This is a genomic window from Streptomyces sp. NPDC107498 (assembly GCF_055582805.1).
The window spans coordinates 62,197-79,283 of record NZ_JBVJPE010000023.1 but is presented as its reverse complement, the minus strand read 5'-3'; the positions used below and the strand labels follow the sequence as shown (position 1 = coordinate 79,283).

Here is a 17,087-nt window from a genome sequence, read left to right as displayed (position 1 = left end):
AGACAGCCGGACGAGTGACACCGACTGGCGTCATCGTCACGCCCGTCGCTACCGTCACCACCACCAGCAGGCCGGGCCGACTTCACTGGTCGGCGTGCTGGTTGCCGCTGTTGCCCGCGACGATTCGCGAACCGTCGCGCATTCGCATCGGATGCATTGGGCGGCGCTTGGAACATCGGTACAGCCGTTGGCGCCGGGCGCGATCATGGTCAGCCGGCACATCGGTCGAGGGTTCCGCTGGGGAGGGCGACGGCGGTGGGCGGGAGTGAGCATCAGCAGCCGATCGGATCAAGCCGTGACGGGCAGGCACTCGGCGAGCAGGGCGACGATGTCGTGCCAGGCCCGCTGTGCGTGCCGTGGGTGGTAGCCGACGCCGGGGACCACGGTGTGGTCGACCGTGGCGTGGTGGAAGGCGTGAAGGGCTCCTCCGTAGACCACGAGGCGCCAGTCGACGCCTGCGGCCTGCATCTCCGCGGTGAACGCGTACCGTTGTGCGGGCGACATGATCGGGTCTTCCGACCCGACCCCGGCCCACACCGGGCAGCGAATGCGCGCCGCCTCGCCCGGTCGGCCCGTGGTCAGTGCGTTGACCGTCCCGATCGCGCGCAGGTCGACGCCGTCGCGACCGAGTTCCAGTGCGACTGCGCCCCCGGTGCCGTAGCCGACGGCGGCGATCCGGTCGGGGTCGGCCCGTGGTTCGGCACGCAACACGTCGAGCGCTGCGTGGCCGATTCCCCGCATCCGGTCGGGGTCGGCGAGCAGCGGCATGCAACGGGCCAACATCTCCTCCGGGTCTTCCAGATAGCGTCCGCCGTGGAGGTCAAAGGCCAGCGCCACGTACCCCAGCTCGGCCAGGGCCTCGGCCCGGCGGCGCTCGACATCGCTGAGCCCCGTCCCCTCGGGCCCGATCAGGACTGCGGGCCGGCGCTCGGCACCGGCCGGGAGCGCGAGGTGTCCGATCATCGTCAGGTCGTCGGCCGGGTATTCGACCGTACGCGTTGTGACCGTCGTCATGCGACTGAACGGTAATGACCGTTGTGCCGGCTCGGGGTGGTGTTCACCGATGGCAGACAGCGGTCTGTCCCGACTGCATCACCCGGACGCGTCGATCGCTTGAGCCCGCCCTCGTCTGACGACAGGCGGTCGACGCGTCCCATTCGACGGGCCGAAAGGGATGGGCGTGAAGCGGGGGTGGAGTACTGCCCGGCGGGGGCGGGGGCGGGGGCGGGGCGGGCAGGCCGTGGCCCGGCCGTCTCGAAGGCCGCTCGCCCAGAGCGGCGCCGGGAGACGGGGGGCCGAGCAGGCCGGCGTGGCCGAGATCGACGATTTCGTCGAATGCACGCTCCCGCCGACCGTCATGTGGCTGATGTGTGACGGCGCACGCATCGAGAGGATGGTGGCACGCACACGCGCCCACTCGCATCGTCACCCTGTTGACAGGTGACGATGTGGATGACAGGTTAATCACCAGTCAAACAGGTGACGCCGCACGGCGTGCTCACCGACCCACTGTCGAAAGGGATTTGTCGTGATGAACATCAAGGGCGCCGGCAAGCGACGGGCACTGACCGGGGCCGCCACGGCCGTCGTCGCCGGGGCCACGATCGGGGCCTTCGCCCTGACCGGCACCGCGAGCGCAGGCACCACCACCGGTGCCGCCGCCGAGAGCGCCGCCCAGAGCAAGCGCGAACCCAGGCCCACCGTGGTCCTGGAGCACGGCGCGTTCGCGGACGCCTCCAGCTGGAACGGTGTCGTCTCCCGGCTGCGCGCCGACGGCTACCCCGTGGTCGCCGCCGCCAACCCGCTGCGCGGCCCCCACGACGACGCCGCCTCCCTGCGTGGCCTGCTCGACCACGTCAAGGGCCCGAAGATCCTCGTCGGCCACTCGTACGGCGGCTCCGTGATCAGCGAGGCCGCCGCCGACCGTACCGACGTCAAGGCCCTCGTCTACGTGGCGGCCTTCCTCCCCGCTCCCGGCGAGACCGCGCTCGAGCTGACCGGCAAGTACCCGGGATCCACCCTCCCCGGCACCCTCGACCCGGTCACCGTCACCCACCCCGACGGCACCCTCGGCACAGACCTCTACATCCAGCAGGACAAGTTCCGCCACCAGTTCGCGGCGGACGTCCCGCGCGACGAGGCCGCCCTCGCCGCCGTGGGACAGCGCCCCATCGCCCAGACCGCGCTGGAGGAGAAGGCCACCGTCGCCGCCTGGAAGACCATCCCCAGCTGGGCCGTCGTCACCACCCAGGACCTCAACATCCCGGTCGCCGCGCAGCGCTTCATGGCCGAGCGGGCCGACGCCCGCATCACCGAGGTCGCCGCCTCGCACTCGGTCGCCGTCTCGCGCCCCGGCGTCGTCACCCGCGTCATCGAGGACGCCGCGCGCGCCACCCGCTGACCTCCGTGCCCCGCACCCCCGAAAGCGAGAACACCGCCATGGACCTGAAGCTCGAAGTCGTCGTCGTCCCCGTCTCGGACGTCGACAAGGCCAAGGAGTTCTACGTCGACACGCTCGGCTTCCGCGCCGACGCCGACTTTCCCGTCCACGACGGATACCGCATCGTCCAGGTGACGCCCCCCGGCTCCGCCTGCTCGATCATCTTCGGCGAGGGCCTGACCACCGCCCCCGCCGGAACCGCCGAGGGGTTGCACCTCGTCGTGACCGACATCGAGGAGGCGGTCCGGGAACTCACCGACCGCGGAGTCGACGTCGACGGCCCGTTCCACGACGCCACCGGCGCCTTCCACCACGCCGGCGGGACCCACCGGGTGCCCGGCCTCGCCCCGGAACGCCCGAGCTACGGCACCTTCGCCGCCTTCGCCGACCCCGACGGCAACGGGTGGTACCTCCAGGAGATCACCGTCCGCGCCCCCGGACGCTGACCGGCCGGCGGCCCCTCCCGCACCACCCCCCCATGAGGCGGCCGGTCAGGCCCCGGCCGCCCCCGGCTTCCCCTCCTCCCTGCCGTACGCCCCCGTCTGGAGCATCTTGTGACGACCGAAGGCATCCGTACCCACGACGTCGTCGTCATCGGCGCGGGACCGGTCGGCGAGAACGTCGCCGACCGCACCGTCGCGGCACGGTGCTCCTCCAGGTCCGGCACGCCGTCGCCGTCTGCACCGGAAGCCGCGCCGCCCTCCCGGCGACTTGGCCGGACTCGACGAACTGCGCCCCTGGACCAGCCGCGAGGCCACCGCCGCCGAGGAGCCGCCCCGCCGGCTCGTCATCGTCGGTGCCGGCGTCGTCGCCGTGGAGACGGCCACCGCCTGGCGGTCCCTCGGCAGTGAGGTCACGCTCGTCGCCCGTGACGACGCGCTCCTGGCGCGCATGGAACCTTCACCGGCGAACTGGTCGCCGAACAACTGCAGAAGGCGGGCGTCGACCTGAGCCACGCCACGCCACCACCGTCCGGCACGCCGAACGCACCGACGGACCCGACAGCGACATCCCGATCCTCCTGTCCGACGGCACCGAGCTCCTCGCCGACGCCCTGCTGTTCGCCACCGGGCGTGCTCCGCGCACCGACGACGTCGGCCTCGGGACCGTCGGCCTCGCTTCCGGCACGTGGCTCACCACGGACGACACCCTGACCGTCACCGGGATCACGGGCGACTGGCTGTACGCGGTGGGCGACGTGAACCGCCGTGCCCTCTTCACCCACCAGGGCAAATACCAGGCCCGCATCGCCGCTCGCGCCCACGGCACCCCGCTCGGTACCGGGCCTGGGGCACCCATGTCGCCGCCGCCGACACCGCGGCCGTCCCCCATGTCGTCTTCACCGAACCCGAGGTCGCCGCCGTCGGCCTGACCACCGTCGAGGCCGAGCGCACCGGCCGCCGCGTCGACGTCGTCGACTACGAGTCGGGCAACCTGGCCGGCGCCCACCAGCACGTACCCGGATACCGCGGCACCGCCCGCGTCCTCATCGATCCCGAGCGGCGCGCCGTCGTCGGAGCCGCCTTCGTGGGCCCCGGCGTCGCCGAACTCGTGCACTCCGCGACCGTCGCCATCACCACCGAGGCACCGATCGACCGCCCGTGGCACGCCGTCCCGGCCTTCCCCGCCATCAGCGAGGTGTGGCTGCGGATCCTGGAGACGTACCGGGGCTGAACACCCCGGAAACCGGCAACGGCGCCGCGAAGGACTCGACACACCAGGTCACCACACATGTGTCCACCTTTTACGGCCGCCTCGGACCGCCCCGGGCCCACCCGGCGTGCGCACACCCTCTAGAGTCGGGTCATGATCAAGCGCAAGGGCCTCGTGCTCGACTTCGGCGGAGTCCTCACCACCCCCCTGATCCCCGCCGCCCTCGCCTTCGAGAAGCGCGCGGGACTTTCCGAGGGCACCCTGCTCCACGCGCTGTACCTCGACGAGGAGATGGTCCGGCGCACCGAGGACCTGGAGCGCGGCGCGGCCACCCAGTCCGAGTGGAACGCCGCTGCCGCCGAGCGCCTCGGCGTCCCCGCCGACGACCTCATGGGCCGCATCTTCGCCGATCTGCGCCCGGAGGCGGCGATGTTCGCCGCAGCCGAGGCCGCCCGCCGGGCCGGGGTGAGGGTCGGCATCCTGTCCAACTCCGTGGGAACGGACCCGTGGAACCTCTACGAGGGACACGGCTTGGAGGACCGCTTCGACGCCGTGGTGATCTCCGAGGACCACGGTCTGCGCAAGCCCGAGCCGGAGATCTTCCGGCTCGTCCTCGATCTGATCGGACTGCCGGCCGAGGCCTGCGTGTTCGTCGACGACACCGAGCGCTACCTGCCGCCCGCCGCGGACCTGGGCTTCGCCACGGTCCACGCCAAGGAGCCCGGGCAGACCATTGCCGCCCTGGAGGAGCTCCTCGGAGTGCCCCTGACGGCGGGCTGACGGCGGACCGGCGACCCAGTGACCCGGCCACACCGACCCGGCCCGACGGGCCGGCATCCCCGGATCGTGGCCGTCGGAGCGTTGTACCCCTCGGCGCGCAGGCCCGGCCCTTCGCTCCCTGACCGCGAAGGACGCCCGGCCTGCCGGCATCGATACCGACAGCCGGGCCCGCGGGCCGGAGCCGAGTGCCGCCATCGCGGCCGGGGAGGGCGGCGCGTCCGCCTGGCAACCGAGGCGGTCATGGACAGCATCCCGCCCCTGATAACCGTCTTGACGGGTTACGTGAAGCGGGGCAAGATGTGAGGTGTTCCGACAGCGAGCACAGCACGATGTGTGGACGAAGAAGTGGAGACCGGCCATGAGCAAGGAACTCGCAGGAGACCCGGCGGCGGTGGCACGGCACGAGCGGTTCGGCAAGCTCCCCGAGCGCATCGGCTTCGACGGCATGATCGAGGAGAAGCAGTCCGAGCCGAACGCGGGGGTGGCCGCCGAGTGCAACCCCGAGGGTGCGTGGAACTTCTACTCGTGCCTGGCCCTGGACCTGGGGCTGTAGCGGGCGGATTCGAACCGGTGGGTTCGGGAGGTGCAGGTGGCGCCTGATCGGCTGTCGGCGGCGGTGTCGGTCGGCAGGCAGCCGTACCGCACCTCCGTCACGCGAGGAGAAGGAGGGGACACCGTGACGCCCAGCGGCCGGGCCCGCCAGGGCTGACCGCTGGGTTCGCCGCTGCCCTGCTGCATGTGGCAAGGCGGCCCTTCGCGCTCGACATCTCCTCATGGCCATGGTGCAGTCTCCGCCGAACCGGCACCAGTCGCCGGATGGCCCTCAAAGTGGTCCGGGCCGAGCTCGCCGCCGCCCCCTTCCGGCGGTGCTTCGCGCGGGAGGTGGAGGCCGTGTGCCGGGTCGGCGGCTTTCCCACCGCATCCGTGGCCGACGCGGGGCCCGACGCCGAACGGCCCTGGCTGGTCGCCGAGTGCATCCCGGGACCTTCGCCGTCGACTTCGGCATCGCGCGTGCGGACGACGGTACCGCCCCGGCCCGGGGACATCGGCACGGCATTGCGCCTGTGGAGGGACTACGTCCATCGCCCGGAGCGCGAGCTCTGGCACGACGACGAGTTCGGCAACGTGCACTGGTACTGCTGCGGAAACCCTCTCGAAGGCCGTGACCTCCTCGACGGCGTGATGCAAGCAATGTCGCAGCGCGGTGCCCGCGAACTCCGCACGATCATCGAAGAGCTCGACGCCTTCGTGGGCCCGCCTGCCCCAGCCGCAGACCGCCGAAGAACAGGGTGAGGGCCTGCTGGGAAAGTGCCGGCACTGTGCGGGGACATCGATGTCTGGTTGCCGCCGGTGTGCCCTGTCCCCACTGATCACACTGGCGACATGACGATGTCATCCACCACAGACTCGGTTGCCGTCCCCACCGGCATGTATGCGGCTGAGGCGGAGTACCTGGCGGCCGGAGGGCCTGACGAAGCTTCATTCGGCTTTCTGATCCTGCAGACGATCACGATCACGATCACGATCACGATCACGGTCACGATCACGATCACGGTCAAGGACGGGAAGATCACCGAGATCCGTCCGTTCTCCTGGGACACACAAGTCATCGCCGACGCCTGGGCAGAGCCGACGACGACACCTCCGAGCCGCTGGTGCAACGACTCGATCTGAAGACGGCGGCCGGCGGCGCCCACGTGATCGGCGCCACCCTCGCGCCCCCGCGGCACGCCGCCGTGGCCGGCTCCGGCTTCTCCGACACCCGCGACGGGAACGGAAACGCGCTCGTCTCGCTGCGCCCCGCCCACTGAGCCCGCCCCGCCACCTGCCCACACCCGCAATCCGCCCCTGACGTACGCTCCTGCCGAAACACCGAGAACGGGGGAGGGCGCGTGGAACGCCGTGCATTGATGCTGGCCATGGGCGGATTCGTGGGGGCCTGGGGCGGCGGGACCCTGCTGGGCGCGGCGCCCGCCGCGGCCGCCGGCAGCGGGGCCGTCGTGGACGTCACCGCCCACGGAGCCAAGGGGGACGGGAACACCGACGACACGGCCGCTTTCCAGAGCGCCCTCGCGGCCGTGAAGTCCGTGCCCGGCGGGGCCACCCTGCTGGTCCCGCCCGGCACGTACCCGATCGGCGTGAGCCTGGTCCTCGGGGCCGGCACCACCGTCTGCGCGTACGGCGCCCGCATCGTGCGCCTCAAGGACAGCGGCGCCCTGCTGAAGAACTTCGACTCGGTCACGCCCGCCTACGGATACGGGGGCGCGGGGAACATCGCCGTCCTCGGCGGCACCTGGGACATGCGCGGCGCGCAGTTCAGCCGGCAGAGCGACGCCATCGGCTTCGCCCACTGCGAGGGCGTCCTGGTGAAGGACTGCACCTTCGTCGACACCCCTTCAGCGCACGCCGTCGAGCTGAACGCGGTCCGGAACGCGGCCGTCGTGAACTGCGTCTTCGACGGCCACCATCCCGGCGACGGGGCGAGCCTCGCCACCAAGGAGGCCGTCCAGATCACCTGCGCCACCGAGGGCAACCTGCCCGCCCCGGCCTACGACGCCACCCCCTGCGAGGACGTCCTCATCACCGGCTGCACCCTGCGCGCGGGCACCACCACCGGGCCGTTCGGCGCGCTGTGCGGGGACCACTGGGGCGCCAAGGGAGTGTTCCACCGGCGGATCAGGGTCATCGGCAACACGGTCGAAAAGAGCGGCGCGTACGGCATCCGTGCCGCCGACTGGCAGGACTCCGTCATCGCCGACAACACCGTCACCGACGTCGCCGGTCACGGCATCTACCTCAACTCGCCGCAGGGCAACGGCCTCAGCGGCATCACCGTCACCGGCAACACCGTCCGTGGTGTCGACGGCAGCGGCGGCATCTCCGTCACCGTCGCCACCGGCGGAGCCCGCCACCGCGACATCACCGTCTCCGACAACACCGTCGAGTCGGTGAAGGGCGAGGCAGGCATCTACGCCGCGCAGACCGACGGCCTCACCGTCATCCGCAACGCCGTCACCACCACCCTGCGCCTCACCGCCACCGGAAACTGCCAGGGCATTCACGTCCAGAGCTCGCCGAACGCCGTCGTCGCCGGCAACAGCGTCACCGACGTACAGGGCGACGGCATCGGCATCGACAGCGGCGCCACCGGCGCCCTCGTCGCAGACAACACCGTCCTCACCACCACCGGTCCCGGCATCAACGCGGGCGTGAACGGCGCCACCCTGCGCGGCAACCGCGTCACCGGGGCCACCACCTACGCCGTCCGCATCGGTGGCAACGCGGCGGGTTCCTTCGTACAGTCCACCACCGTCGGCGCGGTCACCGTCGCCGGCGGCACCGCGGGGGCCGCGATCGGCGTGATGCCGGGCTCCAGCGGCACCTGGCTCGTAGGCAACGACCTCACCGCCCGCGGCCCCGGCACCCCGGCGATCGCGGACAACGGCACCGGCACCACGACCGTCCAGAACCTGACCTGACCTCCCGGTCGCCGGAGCCGGCCCGGGCCCGTTCCCGACGCGTACGGAAGGACGCTTCCTCCGGAGCGACCTCCGGCCGGAACCACGTACCGGCCGGACCGTCGCGCGGGTGCCCGCCGGGCGACGGTCGATGCCCCGATCGGCCGCGGGCACATGGGACGCCCTCTCGACGCCCTGGACGTCGAGGATGCAGGCGCTGGGATCGGCGTCGCGGCCTGCGGCTTCCGGACCAGTCGTCGCAGGAGACCGTTGAGCTGGTCGAAGGCCTCGTCATGGGGTGCGCACCCCGCAGATCGAGCGGGTCCTGCTGGATCTGGCGGGTGTCGGCTCCGGTGACTCCGTGCTCGTCCACGAGCGGACTGATACAGAGCCGACCGGGGCAGCACGTCCTCATCGGCCCCTCGCCGGGCAGGACGCCCGTCCGCTCGGTCTCACCGGCACACGGCGCGCGCTCGGCGTCGCCCTTGACAACGCCGTCTGACCGACACCGCCCCACTCGCGGAATTTCTATGCTGGCTCGGTGTGAGGATCCGATCCGGGGGTACACGAAGCCGCGCACACAGGGGTACGTGGTGAGGAGAACGAAGATGGGGCAGACAGCAGGCGTTGCGGACAGTCGGCCGCTGATGGCGGACATCGTGTCGGCGTCCGGCGTCTTCGAGGGCAGCGAGGACATCGCCGTCGCCCGCGAACTGGCTCGCACCTTCCTCACCGACGTACAGGCCGTGCACGGCCTGCCGGTGTCCGAGCGCGCGATGGGCGTGGTGGAGCTGGTGGTCAGTGAGCTGGTCACCAATGCCCGCAAGTACGCGCCCGGCCCCTGCCTGCTGACCCTGGAGGTCGTCGGCGGTGCGGTCGAGGTGACGGTGTGGGACAGCAATCCCACCCCGCCGACCGTGCTTGCGCCCGACCCGACCCGGGTCGGGCAGCACGGGCTGGAGATCGTGATGGCGGTCTGCCAGGGCTTCGCCGTCCACCGTGAACCTGTGGGCAAGCGCCTCACCACGACGATCGCCCTGGCCGACGATCCCGGCGGCGCAGCTGCCGGTCGTCAGCTGTAGGAAGGGGCCACCCGCGACCGCACCGCGGATTCCGCCCCGCCCGCCCTCAGTCGTGCCGACCCGGGTCGCCGCCGTGCGCCGACCCGGGCCGACGTCGCCGCGACTGCCCGGGAGGGTGCGGAGGGCCCAGAGCGGGGCGGGGGCTGGGTGACTCGTGGCGCGTCATCGCCCTCGATCAGCGGGGGCACGGACACTCCGCCCGCACCGGCTACGCCGACGACACTGCGACCGTCATGGCCTCAGCTCTCGGCGAGCAGGTCCCTGGCCGCGTAGTAGGCGTGCAGTGCGGCCTCGCTGCCGGAGCCCAGGGCGGTCATGATCCGCTGGAAGCGGGCGGAGCGGAGGTCGCCGGCCACGATGACGCGGGGGCGCTGGTCAGCCGGCGGGCAGTATCCGTCCGCGCCGTGGACGAGGTCGCCGGACGGGGCGGTCGGTGCGTTGCCGATGCTGAGGTGGGCGGCATCCGCCGTGATCGTCTGCCGTTCGCCGTTCCGGCCCACCGCTTCCGCCGACACCGCGATGCCTTCTCCGGTCCGGAGCGTCAGGTGCTCGACGGGAAGGAGCGTGACCCGGGGGTCCTCGCGGATCTCCTCGATCTTGTATTCATCCGCCGCCGGGTACGCCACGAGCAGGCGGGTGTCGGTGGTCGGGTGGGCGCGCAGGAAGGTGCCGATCGGGCGGTCGCCGCCGAGGACGAGCAGGGTCCGGCTCTCGGCGTCGTCCGCCTCGGCCTGCCAGAGCGGGGGCAGGGTGAGGCCGTCCGGGGCGGTGATCCAGGCGACGTCGCGGGGCTGGAGGGGGCCGACGCCGGTGGCGACGACGGCGTAGGGAGCAGTGAGACGGGCGCCGGTGTCGAGTGTGACGGTGACGCGGGCCTCGTCGGCCCGGAGATCAGTGACGCGCCGGCCGAGTTCGAGGCGGCACAGCTCCGTGCTCTTCAGTTCCGCGACGATGGCGTCGGCGAGCTCGGGGCCGCTGGTGTGGCCGCCGAGGACGTTGTTCAGGGCCGGGATCCGGTAGAGGTTGCGGCACGGCCGGTCCGGCTCGACGAGGATCGAGCGCATGCCGACGCCGGCGGCCATGCGGGCGGCGGCACAGCCGGCCGGGCCACCGCCGATGATGATCAGATCGGTGTCGTACAGCGTGTCGGCCATGGGGCTATTTCAACACCGAGGCCCGGCATGCGCAGTGAGTTGGCCCACCACGTCGTCGCTGGCGACGAGTTGCCCGATTCCGGCCGGTCGGCGTTGGACCCCTGGGCAACAAAGGTCAGAGACTGCCGGCACGGCACGGCACGGCACGGCACGGCACGGCACGGCACGGCACGGCGTGGCGGCAGTGGGCCTGGGGCGGCACACCTCATCGGCAGGCGCCGCCCTCACCGTGCCGACGCGGCTCACTCGCGCAGCGAAGGCCCACCCAGAGAGAACAACTGCCCGTAACCTGTGACGTCGTCGGTGGTCGTACCGGCCGCACGCAGCATCGCCCACAGCAGCACTTGGTTCGGCGTCAGCACAGGACGCCCCAGACGTGCCTCCAGCCGCTCGATCACACCGACCGCGCGAAGGCCGTTGCCGCCCAGCACCACGGCATCGGCGTCGTCCGGAGCGTGTGCGATCACCCAGTCGTACAGCTCGGCGGGCTGGACCAGGGTCTGCCCGCTGGGCAGAGAGCAAGGAGCCGAGAACAGCACCTCGAAGCCTGCACCCCGGTAGTAGCGCCGCCCCAGCGCGTTCAACTCCGTGTTGAACCAAGGCGGGTCGACCACAGCCAGCCGCGAAGCCCCAACGGAGTGCAGAGCGTCCACCGTCGCCGCGCAGGTGGCGACCACCGGAATGCCTCGGGCCCGGATGCGCAAGCGCTTCAGCATCGTCTCCTCGGCTGAGGCGCCGATGACGTATGCCGAGCTGGTGAAGGCGAAGCCGATCGCAGCCAATGGTGCGGCGGCCAGTCGCTCGGTGGCCTCGTCCACGTACGGAGGCTCGGCGAACGCCCGCACCGGGGCCAGAGGGATCGTCTCGTCCATCCCGCCGCCCGGCCGCATCGCGCCGAACGGCACCCGAGCGGCGTGAATGCCGACATCGACGGGAGCCATCGCGCGGAGCTCGGACTCTGGCCCCACGTCCGCGTGCGGGGTGAGCACCCCGAGTCTGACCCGTACGTTCCAGCCGTCGTTCTGCCACATCGTGCACGCTCCCTTGCGGGCCTGCCGGCAGTGGGTTCTCCTGACATGATGGGAGTCCGACGGTGTGTGGATACGGAATGACACGCCGACCGACTGCATTGATCTCCGACGCAGGTCACTGACCCGCCTCTGAAGGAATACGCGGCCTGGTCGACAAACGCGGCAGGGACTGGCTCACGGGAAGACCCTCTCCCCATGGACTGCCCGTCAACGCCCATGGCCCGCGAGGCAGGTGACTTCCGCCGGGCAGTCGACCCCGACATCGCCTATTCAAGTTCAGTATGCTGCCGGGATGGACATTCCTTCGACGGACGAAATCCGCGCGATGCATCTGAAGCACTCTCCCCATGACGAAGCATTCGATCTCGTCTTCACGCATTGTGAAATCGTCTGGAAGGTGGCCGAGCGCATCATCTCCCTCTCGGATTGGGGCGTAGACGCTGAGCTGGTGCGAGCCGGATGCCTGCTCCATGACATCGGGGTGTATCGCCTGTATGACGCCGAGGGGCGCATCGACACTCGGAACTACGTACGCCACGGGCTGCTGGGGCACGAAATACTTGAATCCGAGGGGCTGCCTGAAAAATTGTGCCGGTTCTGCTCGTGTCACACCGGGGTCGGACTGAGCAAGGAAGACGTACTCGCCCAAGGTCTGCCTCTCCCGCCGGCCGACTACGTCGCCATCACGCCGGAAGAGCGGCTGGTGATGTACGCAGACAAATTCCACAGCAAGACCACGCCTCCGAAGTTCCTCGCGGCGGAAACCTATGCCGCATACGTAGGCCGTTTCGGCCAGGACAAGGTGGAGGCATTCGAAGCGTTGCGCGCCCAGTTCGGAGACCCCGCCCTGCAGGCGCTGGCTGCTTCGTACGGACACCCCCTGACCTGATGGGCGGAAAGGAGCCGAGCCGACCCTGCGTACAGCGGACTTGCGGGCTCCCTGACGTGCTTCCCGTCCGTGCCTGCCGCGGACTGGGGCCTGAGGGCCTCGACGGGCCGGCCGGTGCGCTGGGACGGCGTCTCGACCGGGAGCGTCTGCGGTTCGGTTCGGCGGCCCTCGGTCCGGCCGCCGAGCGATGCCTCAACTACCCTTGGCCATCCTGTTGTTAGCGCTCAGAGGCACAAGCCAGTAGCCTGATCGAACGGAGCCCGCGAGGCATGGGAGTGGTGAGTGCAAGCACCTGCGACCGTCGTGCAGCTCGCTCTGCTCGTCCTTCTGGTGCTGCCCGGGGTCACCTATCAGTTCGTCCGGGAACGCCGCCGTGGACCGGTGCCCGGTGAGCGTGATCTGGGTGAGCGGGTGCTGCGGGCGATCGTCGCGTCGATCGCGCTGGACGCCCTGTACGCCGTGGTGGCGGGACCGGCACTGGTTCGCCTGGCTCAGGGCACCGGCGACTGGGAGGGCTTCGTGGAGCGGCCGCGAGTGGTCGGCTTCGTCGCCGCGGTGCTGTTCCTCGTCGTGCCGGCCGTGGCGGCGGTCACCGTTTCCCTGGTGGATCGGCGGCGGCGCAGGGCTCGGTTCCTGCGCACGCCCAGTGCCTGGGACCACGCGTTCCGCGATCGCGAAGCGTGCTTCGTGCGCGTGCGGCTCAAGGACGGCAACTGGGCGGGCGGCTGGTACGGCGACCGGTCGTACGCCTCCTCGTACCCCCACCCGGCCGAGCTGTACCTCGAATCGGCGCGCGTGATGGGTGCCGACGGGTCGTTCGGCGCACGCGTGCACGGAACGGCGGGCCTGCTGCTGCGGGCGGAGGACTTCGACGTGCTGGAGTTCGTCGAAGCCGGAGAACCGGCGGCTGCGCCGGGGGAGGAGCGATGATGGCGCACGAACCCGAGCTTTCGCCCGAAGAGGCGGCGCTCCTGCAGGAGGCCACGGAGCGCGGCTACACCCCGAAACGCACGGTCGCCGAGCCGGACGAGGCGCCCGGCGGTCCGGCCGGCACCTCGAACGGCAACGAGGACTGACGCATGGGCGGCGGATCCGAGAACGGCCTGGTCGAGCGGTTCTGGGAGGCGTTCCACGTGGCCCGCCACAGCGCGGACCCCGCGTCGATCGAGAAGGCGGTCGACCTCGGCCGTGCCCTGCTGGCCGCCGGGGACGTGGCCGAGCGCCACTCGGTCCTGTCGAACCTCGGAGGCCTGCTGCAGACCCGCTATCACCAGACCGGCGACTTCGCGTTCCTGCAGGAAGCCGTCCGGGCAGTCACGGAGGCCTACTTCCTGGCGTACGAAGACCCGGAGGATTCGGCGAGCTACGCCAACAACCTCGGCATGCTGCTGCACACCGCGTTCCAGCGGAACCAGGACCGCAGGACCCTGGCCGACGCGCTGGACTGGAGCCGGACGGCCGTCGACGAGGAACCGTCCACGGAGAAGGCGTTCTACCTGGGCAACCTCGTCGTCGCGCTGCGGACGGCGTTCACCGTGACGGAAGACCTCGCCCCCCTGGCGGAAGCCGTCGAGCACGCGCGGACCGCCGTCGCATGCTCCCCCGATGACGAGTCCACCGCCAGGAGCCTGCACTTCCTCGCCGTCGTCCTGCGCGACTGGTCCCATGAGACCGGGGAGACCGGCGTCGTGGAGGAAGCCGTCGACGCCGCGCGGCGAGCGGTGGAGTTCACCCCGGCCGGGTCGTCCGACGTGCTCGACCGGTTGAAGAACCTCGCGTACCTCCTCGACGACCGCTACCGGGCCCGCGGAGCGCGGGACGATCTGGCCGAACTGCTTCGGGTCCGGCAGACGCTGGTGGCCCACACCCCGGTCACCGATCCACGGCACTCGCAGAACCTCTCCGAGCTGACGACCACGGAACGGGACTGGGCCGCGCTCACCGGCGAGCGCCCGGAACCGAACCACGGCTGGGAACGCGCCGATACCGAAGCCGAAGTGTGCGGCCGGTACGCAGCCGAGTTCGAGCAGACCCGGGACCCGGCCCTGCTCGACCGGGCGATCGCGCTCGGGCGTTCGGCGGCGGCGGCGACTCCCGTCGGCCACCCCCGCCGGGCCGTGCGGCTGGACCACTTCGCCACGGCGCTGGCCACCCGGGGCGAAGAGTTCGGGGACCTCGCCGCGCTCGCGGAGGCCGTCGGCATCGAGCGGGAGGCGGTCGCGTGCACGCCGGCGGGCCATCCGCTGCGGGGCCAGTTCATGGGCAACCTCGTCGTCAACCTGAACGCGTTGTTCCACGCGACCGGAGACCTGGCCCACGTCATGGAAGCGATCGACGTCGCCCGCCGTGCCGCCGAGGCCACGGCCGGGCAGGGCGGCCACCCGCGTGCGCTCGGGATCCTCGCCGTCGTGCTGCACAACCGGTTCCGGGTGACCGGCGAGCTGCAGGTGTTGTCGGAGGCGGTCGACCACGCGCGGGAGTCCGTCCGCCTCGGCGCGATCCTGGTCGCCGGACAGGCCCAGCGGCTCTCCAACCTTGGCGCCATGCTGTCCGACTGGTTCACCAGGACGGGCGAGGCGAGCGTGCTCGACGAGGCGATCGCCGCGCACCGCGCGGCCGCCGAGGTGACGGCGGACGACGACCCGGACCGGGCCGTGCGACTCGCCAATCTCGGCGGTGTGCTGGGGGTGGCGTACGAGAAGTTCGGCGACCGGAACGCGTTGCGGGACGCGATCGCCGCGCGCCGCGCGTCCGTGGCCGCGACTCCGCAGGACAGCCCGCACTGGCCCGGGTACACCGCGAGCCTGGCCGCCGCGCTCGGCGACTGGTGCACGAACCCCGCAGCACCCGCCGCCGCGCGACGGGAGCCGCCGGATCCGCGACTCCTCGCCGAGGCGATCGACCTGGCCCGGAGCGCGGCACGGAGGCCCGAGCAGGACGCCTACTCCCGGGCGGGCCTGCTGACCGGCGTCGCCAACGTCCTGGCGCTCGGCTTCCGCCACCTCGACGACGGCGACGCGCTGACCGAGGCGCTCGACTGCTACCGGGAGGCCGCGGCGTCCGCCGGATCGCCGGCCGAGAGCCGGGCGGAAGCGGCGGACCGGTGGGGCGACCTGGCCGCCGAGGCCGGGCAGTTCGACGTGGCCGCCGAGGGGTACGCCGCCGCGGTCCGGCTGCTGCCCCGGCTCGCCGGGCGCCGCCTGGGCCGCGAGGACGCCCAGTACTGGCTCGGCCGGTTCGCCGGGGTCGCCGCCGACGCGGCCGCGTGTGCGCTGGCCGCCGGCGACGAGGTGAGTGCGGTGACCCTGCTCGAATCCGGACGCTGCGTGCTCGCCGCCCAGGCACTCGACAGCCGCGGCGACCTTTCCGACCTGCGCGAACGGGCGCCCGAGCTGGCCGAACGCTTCCGGACGCTCACCGCGGAGTTCGAAACCGACACCACGAGCGACCGCGTGGCCCTCGCCGACGAGCTCGACGCGGTGACCGACCGGATCCGCGCGCTGCCCGGGATGGAGCGGTTCCTGCGGCCCCCGCTGCTCACCGACCTCACCGCGCAGGCGCACGAGGGCCCGATCGTGTACGTCAACGTCAGCCGGCACCGGTGCGACGCGCTGATCATCACTCCGGACGGAGTCCGGTCACGCCTCCTGGACCGGCTGAGCGAAGAGGCCGTGAGTCACCACGTGCACGCTCTGCACACCGCGTTCACGGAAGGACGGCTGGCCGCCGAGCAGGCGATCCATGAAACGCTCGAGTGGCTGTGGGACACCGTCGCGGGCCCTGTACTCGGCGAACTGGGGCTGACGGCGCAACCGGCTGCGGACGAGCCGTGGCCAAGGATCTGGTGGGCCCCGGTCGGGTCGCTCAGCCTGCTCCCCCTGCACGCGGCGGGCCACCACCGCGACGGCGGACCCGTGCTCCTCGACCGCGTCATCTCCTCGACGACGCCGACGGTCCGCGCTCTGGGCCACGCCCGCGCGGGCCGCCGCGACGACCGGAACGAGCCGCGGCTGCTGGTGGTCGCGATGCCGCACACTCCGGACGCCCCGGACCTGCCCGGCGCACGGGCCGAAGCCGACCACCTGGCCGCTCTCCTGCCCGGCGCCACGGTCCTGGTCGGCGAGGACGCGACTCGTGACGCCGTTCTCGACGCCTTGCCGGCCAGTGGCTGGGCGCACTTCGCCTGCCACGGGTACAGCGACCCGGACAACCCTTCGGACAGCCACCTCGCTCTGCACGACCACGACCGCGCGCCCTTTCGGGTACGGGACCTCTCCCGGCTGCGCCTGCGGAACGCGCAGTTCGCGTTCCTGTCGGCCTGTGACACGGCCCGCACCACCGCGCGCCTGTCCGACGAGGCGATCCACCCGCTGGCGGCTTTTCAGATAGCCGGGTTCTCCCAGGTGGTCGGCACGCTCTGGCGCGTTGACGACGCCGTGGCACCAGCTTTCAGCCGGCAGATCTACGCCGAGTTGATCGCGGATCGATCCGGTGGGTTGCGCGCGTCGTCGGCGGTCCACCGCGCGGTCAGGCAGCTCAGGACGACGTATCCGAACCTGCCGTCGGTGTGGGCCGCACACGTCCACGCGGGTGCCTGACG

Annotated in this window: 17 protein-coding genes and 1 pseudogene; 15 read left to right on the top strand and 3 right to left on the bottom strand. The window is 71.6% G+C overall.

Annotated features, from left to right (window positions below; all coding sequences use genetic code 11):
* Positions 1 to 288: 288 nt before the first annotated feature.
* Entirely contained in the window at positions 289 to 1,014 is a 726-nt protein-coding gene (locus ACZ66Z_RS30715; protein ID WP_469938692.1) for a dienelactone hydrolase family protein, read from the bottom strand.
* 517 nt (positions 1,015 to 1,531) lie between these two features.
* Here ACZ66Z_RS30715 and ACZ66Z_RS30710 point away from each other — a divergent pair.
* The 11 genes and pseudogenes from ACZ66Z_RS30710 to ACZ66Z_RS30660 all read left to right on the top strand — a co-directional run bounded on the left by ACZ66Z_RS30710 (position 1,532) and on the right by ACZ66Z_RS30660 (position 9,413).
* The gene (locus ACZ66Z_RS30710; RefSeq protein WP_469938742.1) at positions 1,532 to 2,401 is read left to right on the top strand and encodes an alpha/beta fold hydrolase; all 870 of its coding nucleotides are present in this window, start codon (positions 1,532 to 1,534) and stop codon (positions 2,399 to 2,401) included.
* 38 nt (positions 2,402 to 2,439) lie between these two features.
* On the top strand, positions 2,440 to 2,886 hold the full coding sequence (locus ACZ66Z_RS30705) for a VOC family protein (protein ID WP_469938740.1): 447 nt from the start codon (positions 2,440 to 2,442) through the stop codon (positions 2,884 to 2,886).
* Positions 2,887 to 3,080: 194 nt separating this feature from the next.
* A pseudogene (locus ACZ66Z_RS30700) lies at positions 3,081 to 4,114 on the top strand (FAD-dependent oxidoreductase); the annotation flags it as partial.
* 132 nt (positions 4,115 to 4,246) lie between these two features.
* Positions 4,247 to 4,873 carry an HAD-IA family hydrolase gene (locus tag ACZ66Z_RS30695; RefSeq protein WP_469938690.1) on the top strand — a complete coding sequence of 209 codons (627 nt, stop codon included), beginning with the start codon at positions 4,247 to 4,249 and terminating at the stop codon, positions 4,871 to 4,873.
* A 358-nt stretch (positions 4,874 to 5,231) separates the two neighbouring features.
* Positions 5,232 to 5,426, top strand: coding sequence for a hypothetical protein (locus ACZ66Z_RS30690; RefSeq protein ID WP_469938688.1), 195 nt, complete (start codon positions 5,232 to 5,234; stop codon positions 5,424 to 5,426).
* Between the two features lie 263 nt (positions 5,427 to 5,689).
* Positions 5,690 to 6,166, top strand: a complete 477-nt coding sequence (locus ACZ66Z_RS30685; protein ID WP_469938686.1) for a hypothetical protein — start codon at positions 5,690 to 5,692, stop codon at positions 6,164 to 6,166.
* Positions 6,167 to 6,256: 90 nt separating this feature from the next.
* Positions 6,257 to 6,547, top strand: a complete 291-nt coding sequence (locus tag ACZ66Z_RS30680) for a hypothetical protein (RefSeq protein ID WP_469938684.1) — start codon at positions 6,257 to 6,259, stop codon at positions 6,545 to 6,547.
* A complete protein-coding gene (locus tag ACZ66Z_RS30675) occupies positions 6,529 to 6,684 on the top strand; it encodes a hypothetical protein (RefSeq protein ID WP_469938682.1) in 156 nt (51 codons plus the stop codon). The genes ACZ66Z_RS30680 and ACZ66Z_RS30675 overlap by 19 nt, the downstream gene beginning before the upstream one ends.
* An 81-nt stretch (positions 6,685 to 6,765) precedes the next feature.
* On the top strand, positions 6,766 to 8,352 hold the full coding sequence (locus ACZ66Z_RS30670) for a right-handed parallel beta-helix repeat-containing protein (protein WP_469938680.1): 1,587 nt from the start codon (positions 6,766 to 6,768) through the stop codon (positions 8,350 to 8,352).
* A 277-nt stretch (positions 8,353 to 8,629) separates the two neighbouring features.
* A complete protein-coding gene (locus tag ACZ66Z_RS30665; protein WP_469938679.1) occupies positions 8,630 to 8,833 on the top strand; it encodes a hypothetical protein in 204 nt (67 codons plus the stop codon).
* Positions 8,834 to 8,939: 106 nt separating this feature from the next.
* The gene (locus tag ACZ66Z_RS30660; RefSeq protein WP_469938677.1) at positions 8,940 to 9,413 is read left to right on the top strand and encodes an ATP-binding protein; all 474 of its coding nucleotides are present in this window, start codon (positions 8,940 to 8,942) and stop codon (positions 9,411 to 9,413) included.
* A gap of 239 nt (positions 9,414 to 9,652) precedes the next feature.
* Here ACZ66Z_RS30660 and ACZ66Z_RS30655 read toward each other — a convergent pair whose 3' ends face one another.
* A complete protein-coding gene (locus ACZ66Z_RS30655; RefSeq protein WP_469938675.1) occupies positions 9,653 to 10,567 on the bottom strand; it encodes an FAD-dependent oxidoreductase in 915 nt (304 codons plus the stop codon).
* 242 nt (positions 10,568 to 10,809) lie between these two features.
* Positions 10,810 to 11,598 carry a maleate cis-trans isomerase family protein gene (locus tag ACZ66Z_RS30650; RefSeq protein ID WP_469938674.1) on the bottom strand — a complete coding sequence of 263 codons (789 nt, stop codon included), beginning with the start codon at positions 11,596 to 11,598 and terminating at the stop codon, positions 10,810 to 10,812.
* A 292-nt stretch (positions 11,599 to 11,890) separates the two neighbouring features.
* On the opposite strand from ACZ66Z_RS30650, the gene ACZ66Z_RS30645 reads away from it, so the two are divergent.
* From ACZ66Z_RS30645 to ACZ66Z_RS30630, 4 genes are all read left to right on the top strand, one after another.
* Entirely contained in the window at positions 11,891 to 12,487 is a 597-nt protein-coding gene (locus ACZ66Z_RS30645) for an HD domain-containing protein (RefSeq protein ID WP_469938672.1), read from the top strand.
* Between the two features lie 303 nt (positions 12,488 to 12,790).
* Positions 12,791 to 13,417, top strand: a complete 627-nt coding sequence (locus ACZ66Z_RS30640) for a DUF6338 family protein (RefSeq protein ID WP_469938671.1) — start codon at positions 12,791 to 12,793, stop codon at positions 13,415 to 13,417.
* Positions 13,414 to 13,563 (top strand): hypothetical protein, encoded by a 150-nt coding sequence (locus ACZ66Z_RS30635; protein ID WP_469938669.1) that lies wholly within the window; start codon positions 13,414 to 13,416, stop codon positions 13,561 to 13,563. The genes ACZ66Z_RS30640 and ACZ66Z_RS30635 overlap by 4 nt, the downstream gene beginning before the upstream one ends.
* 3 nt (positions 13,564 to 13,566) lie before the next feature.
* On the top strand, positions 13,567 to 17,085 hold the full coding sequence (locus tag ACZ66Z_RS30630) for a CHAT domain-containing protein (RefSeq protein WP_469938667.1): 3,519 nt from the start codon (positions 13,567 to 13,569) through the stop codon (positions 17,083 to 17,085).
* Positions 17,086 to 17,087: the final 2 nt, after the last annotated feature.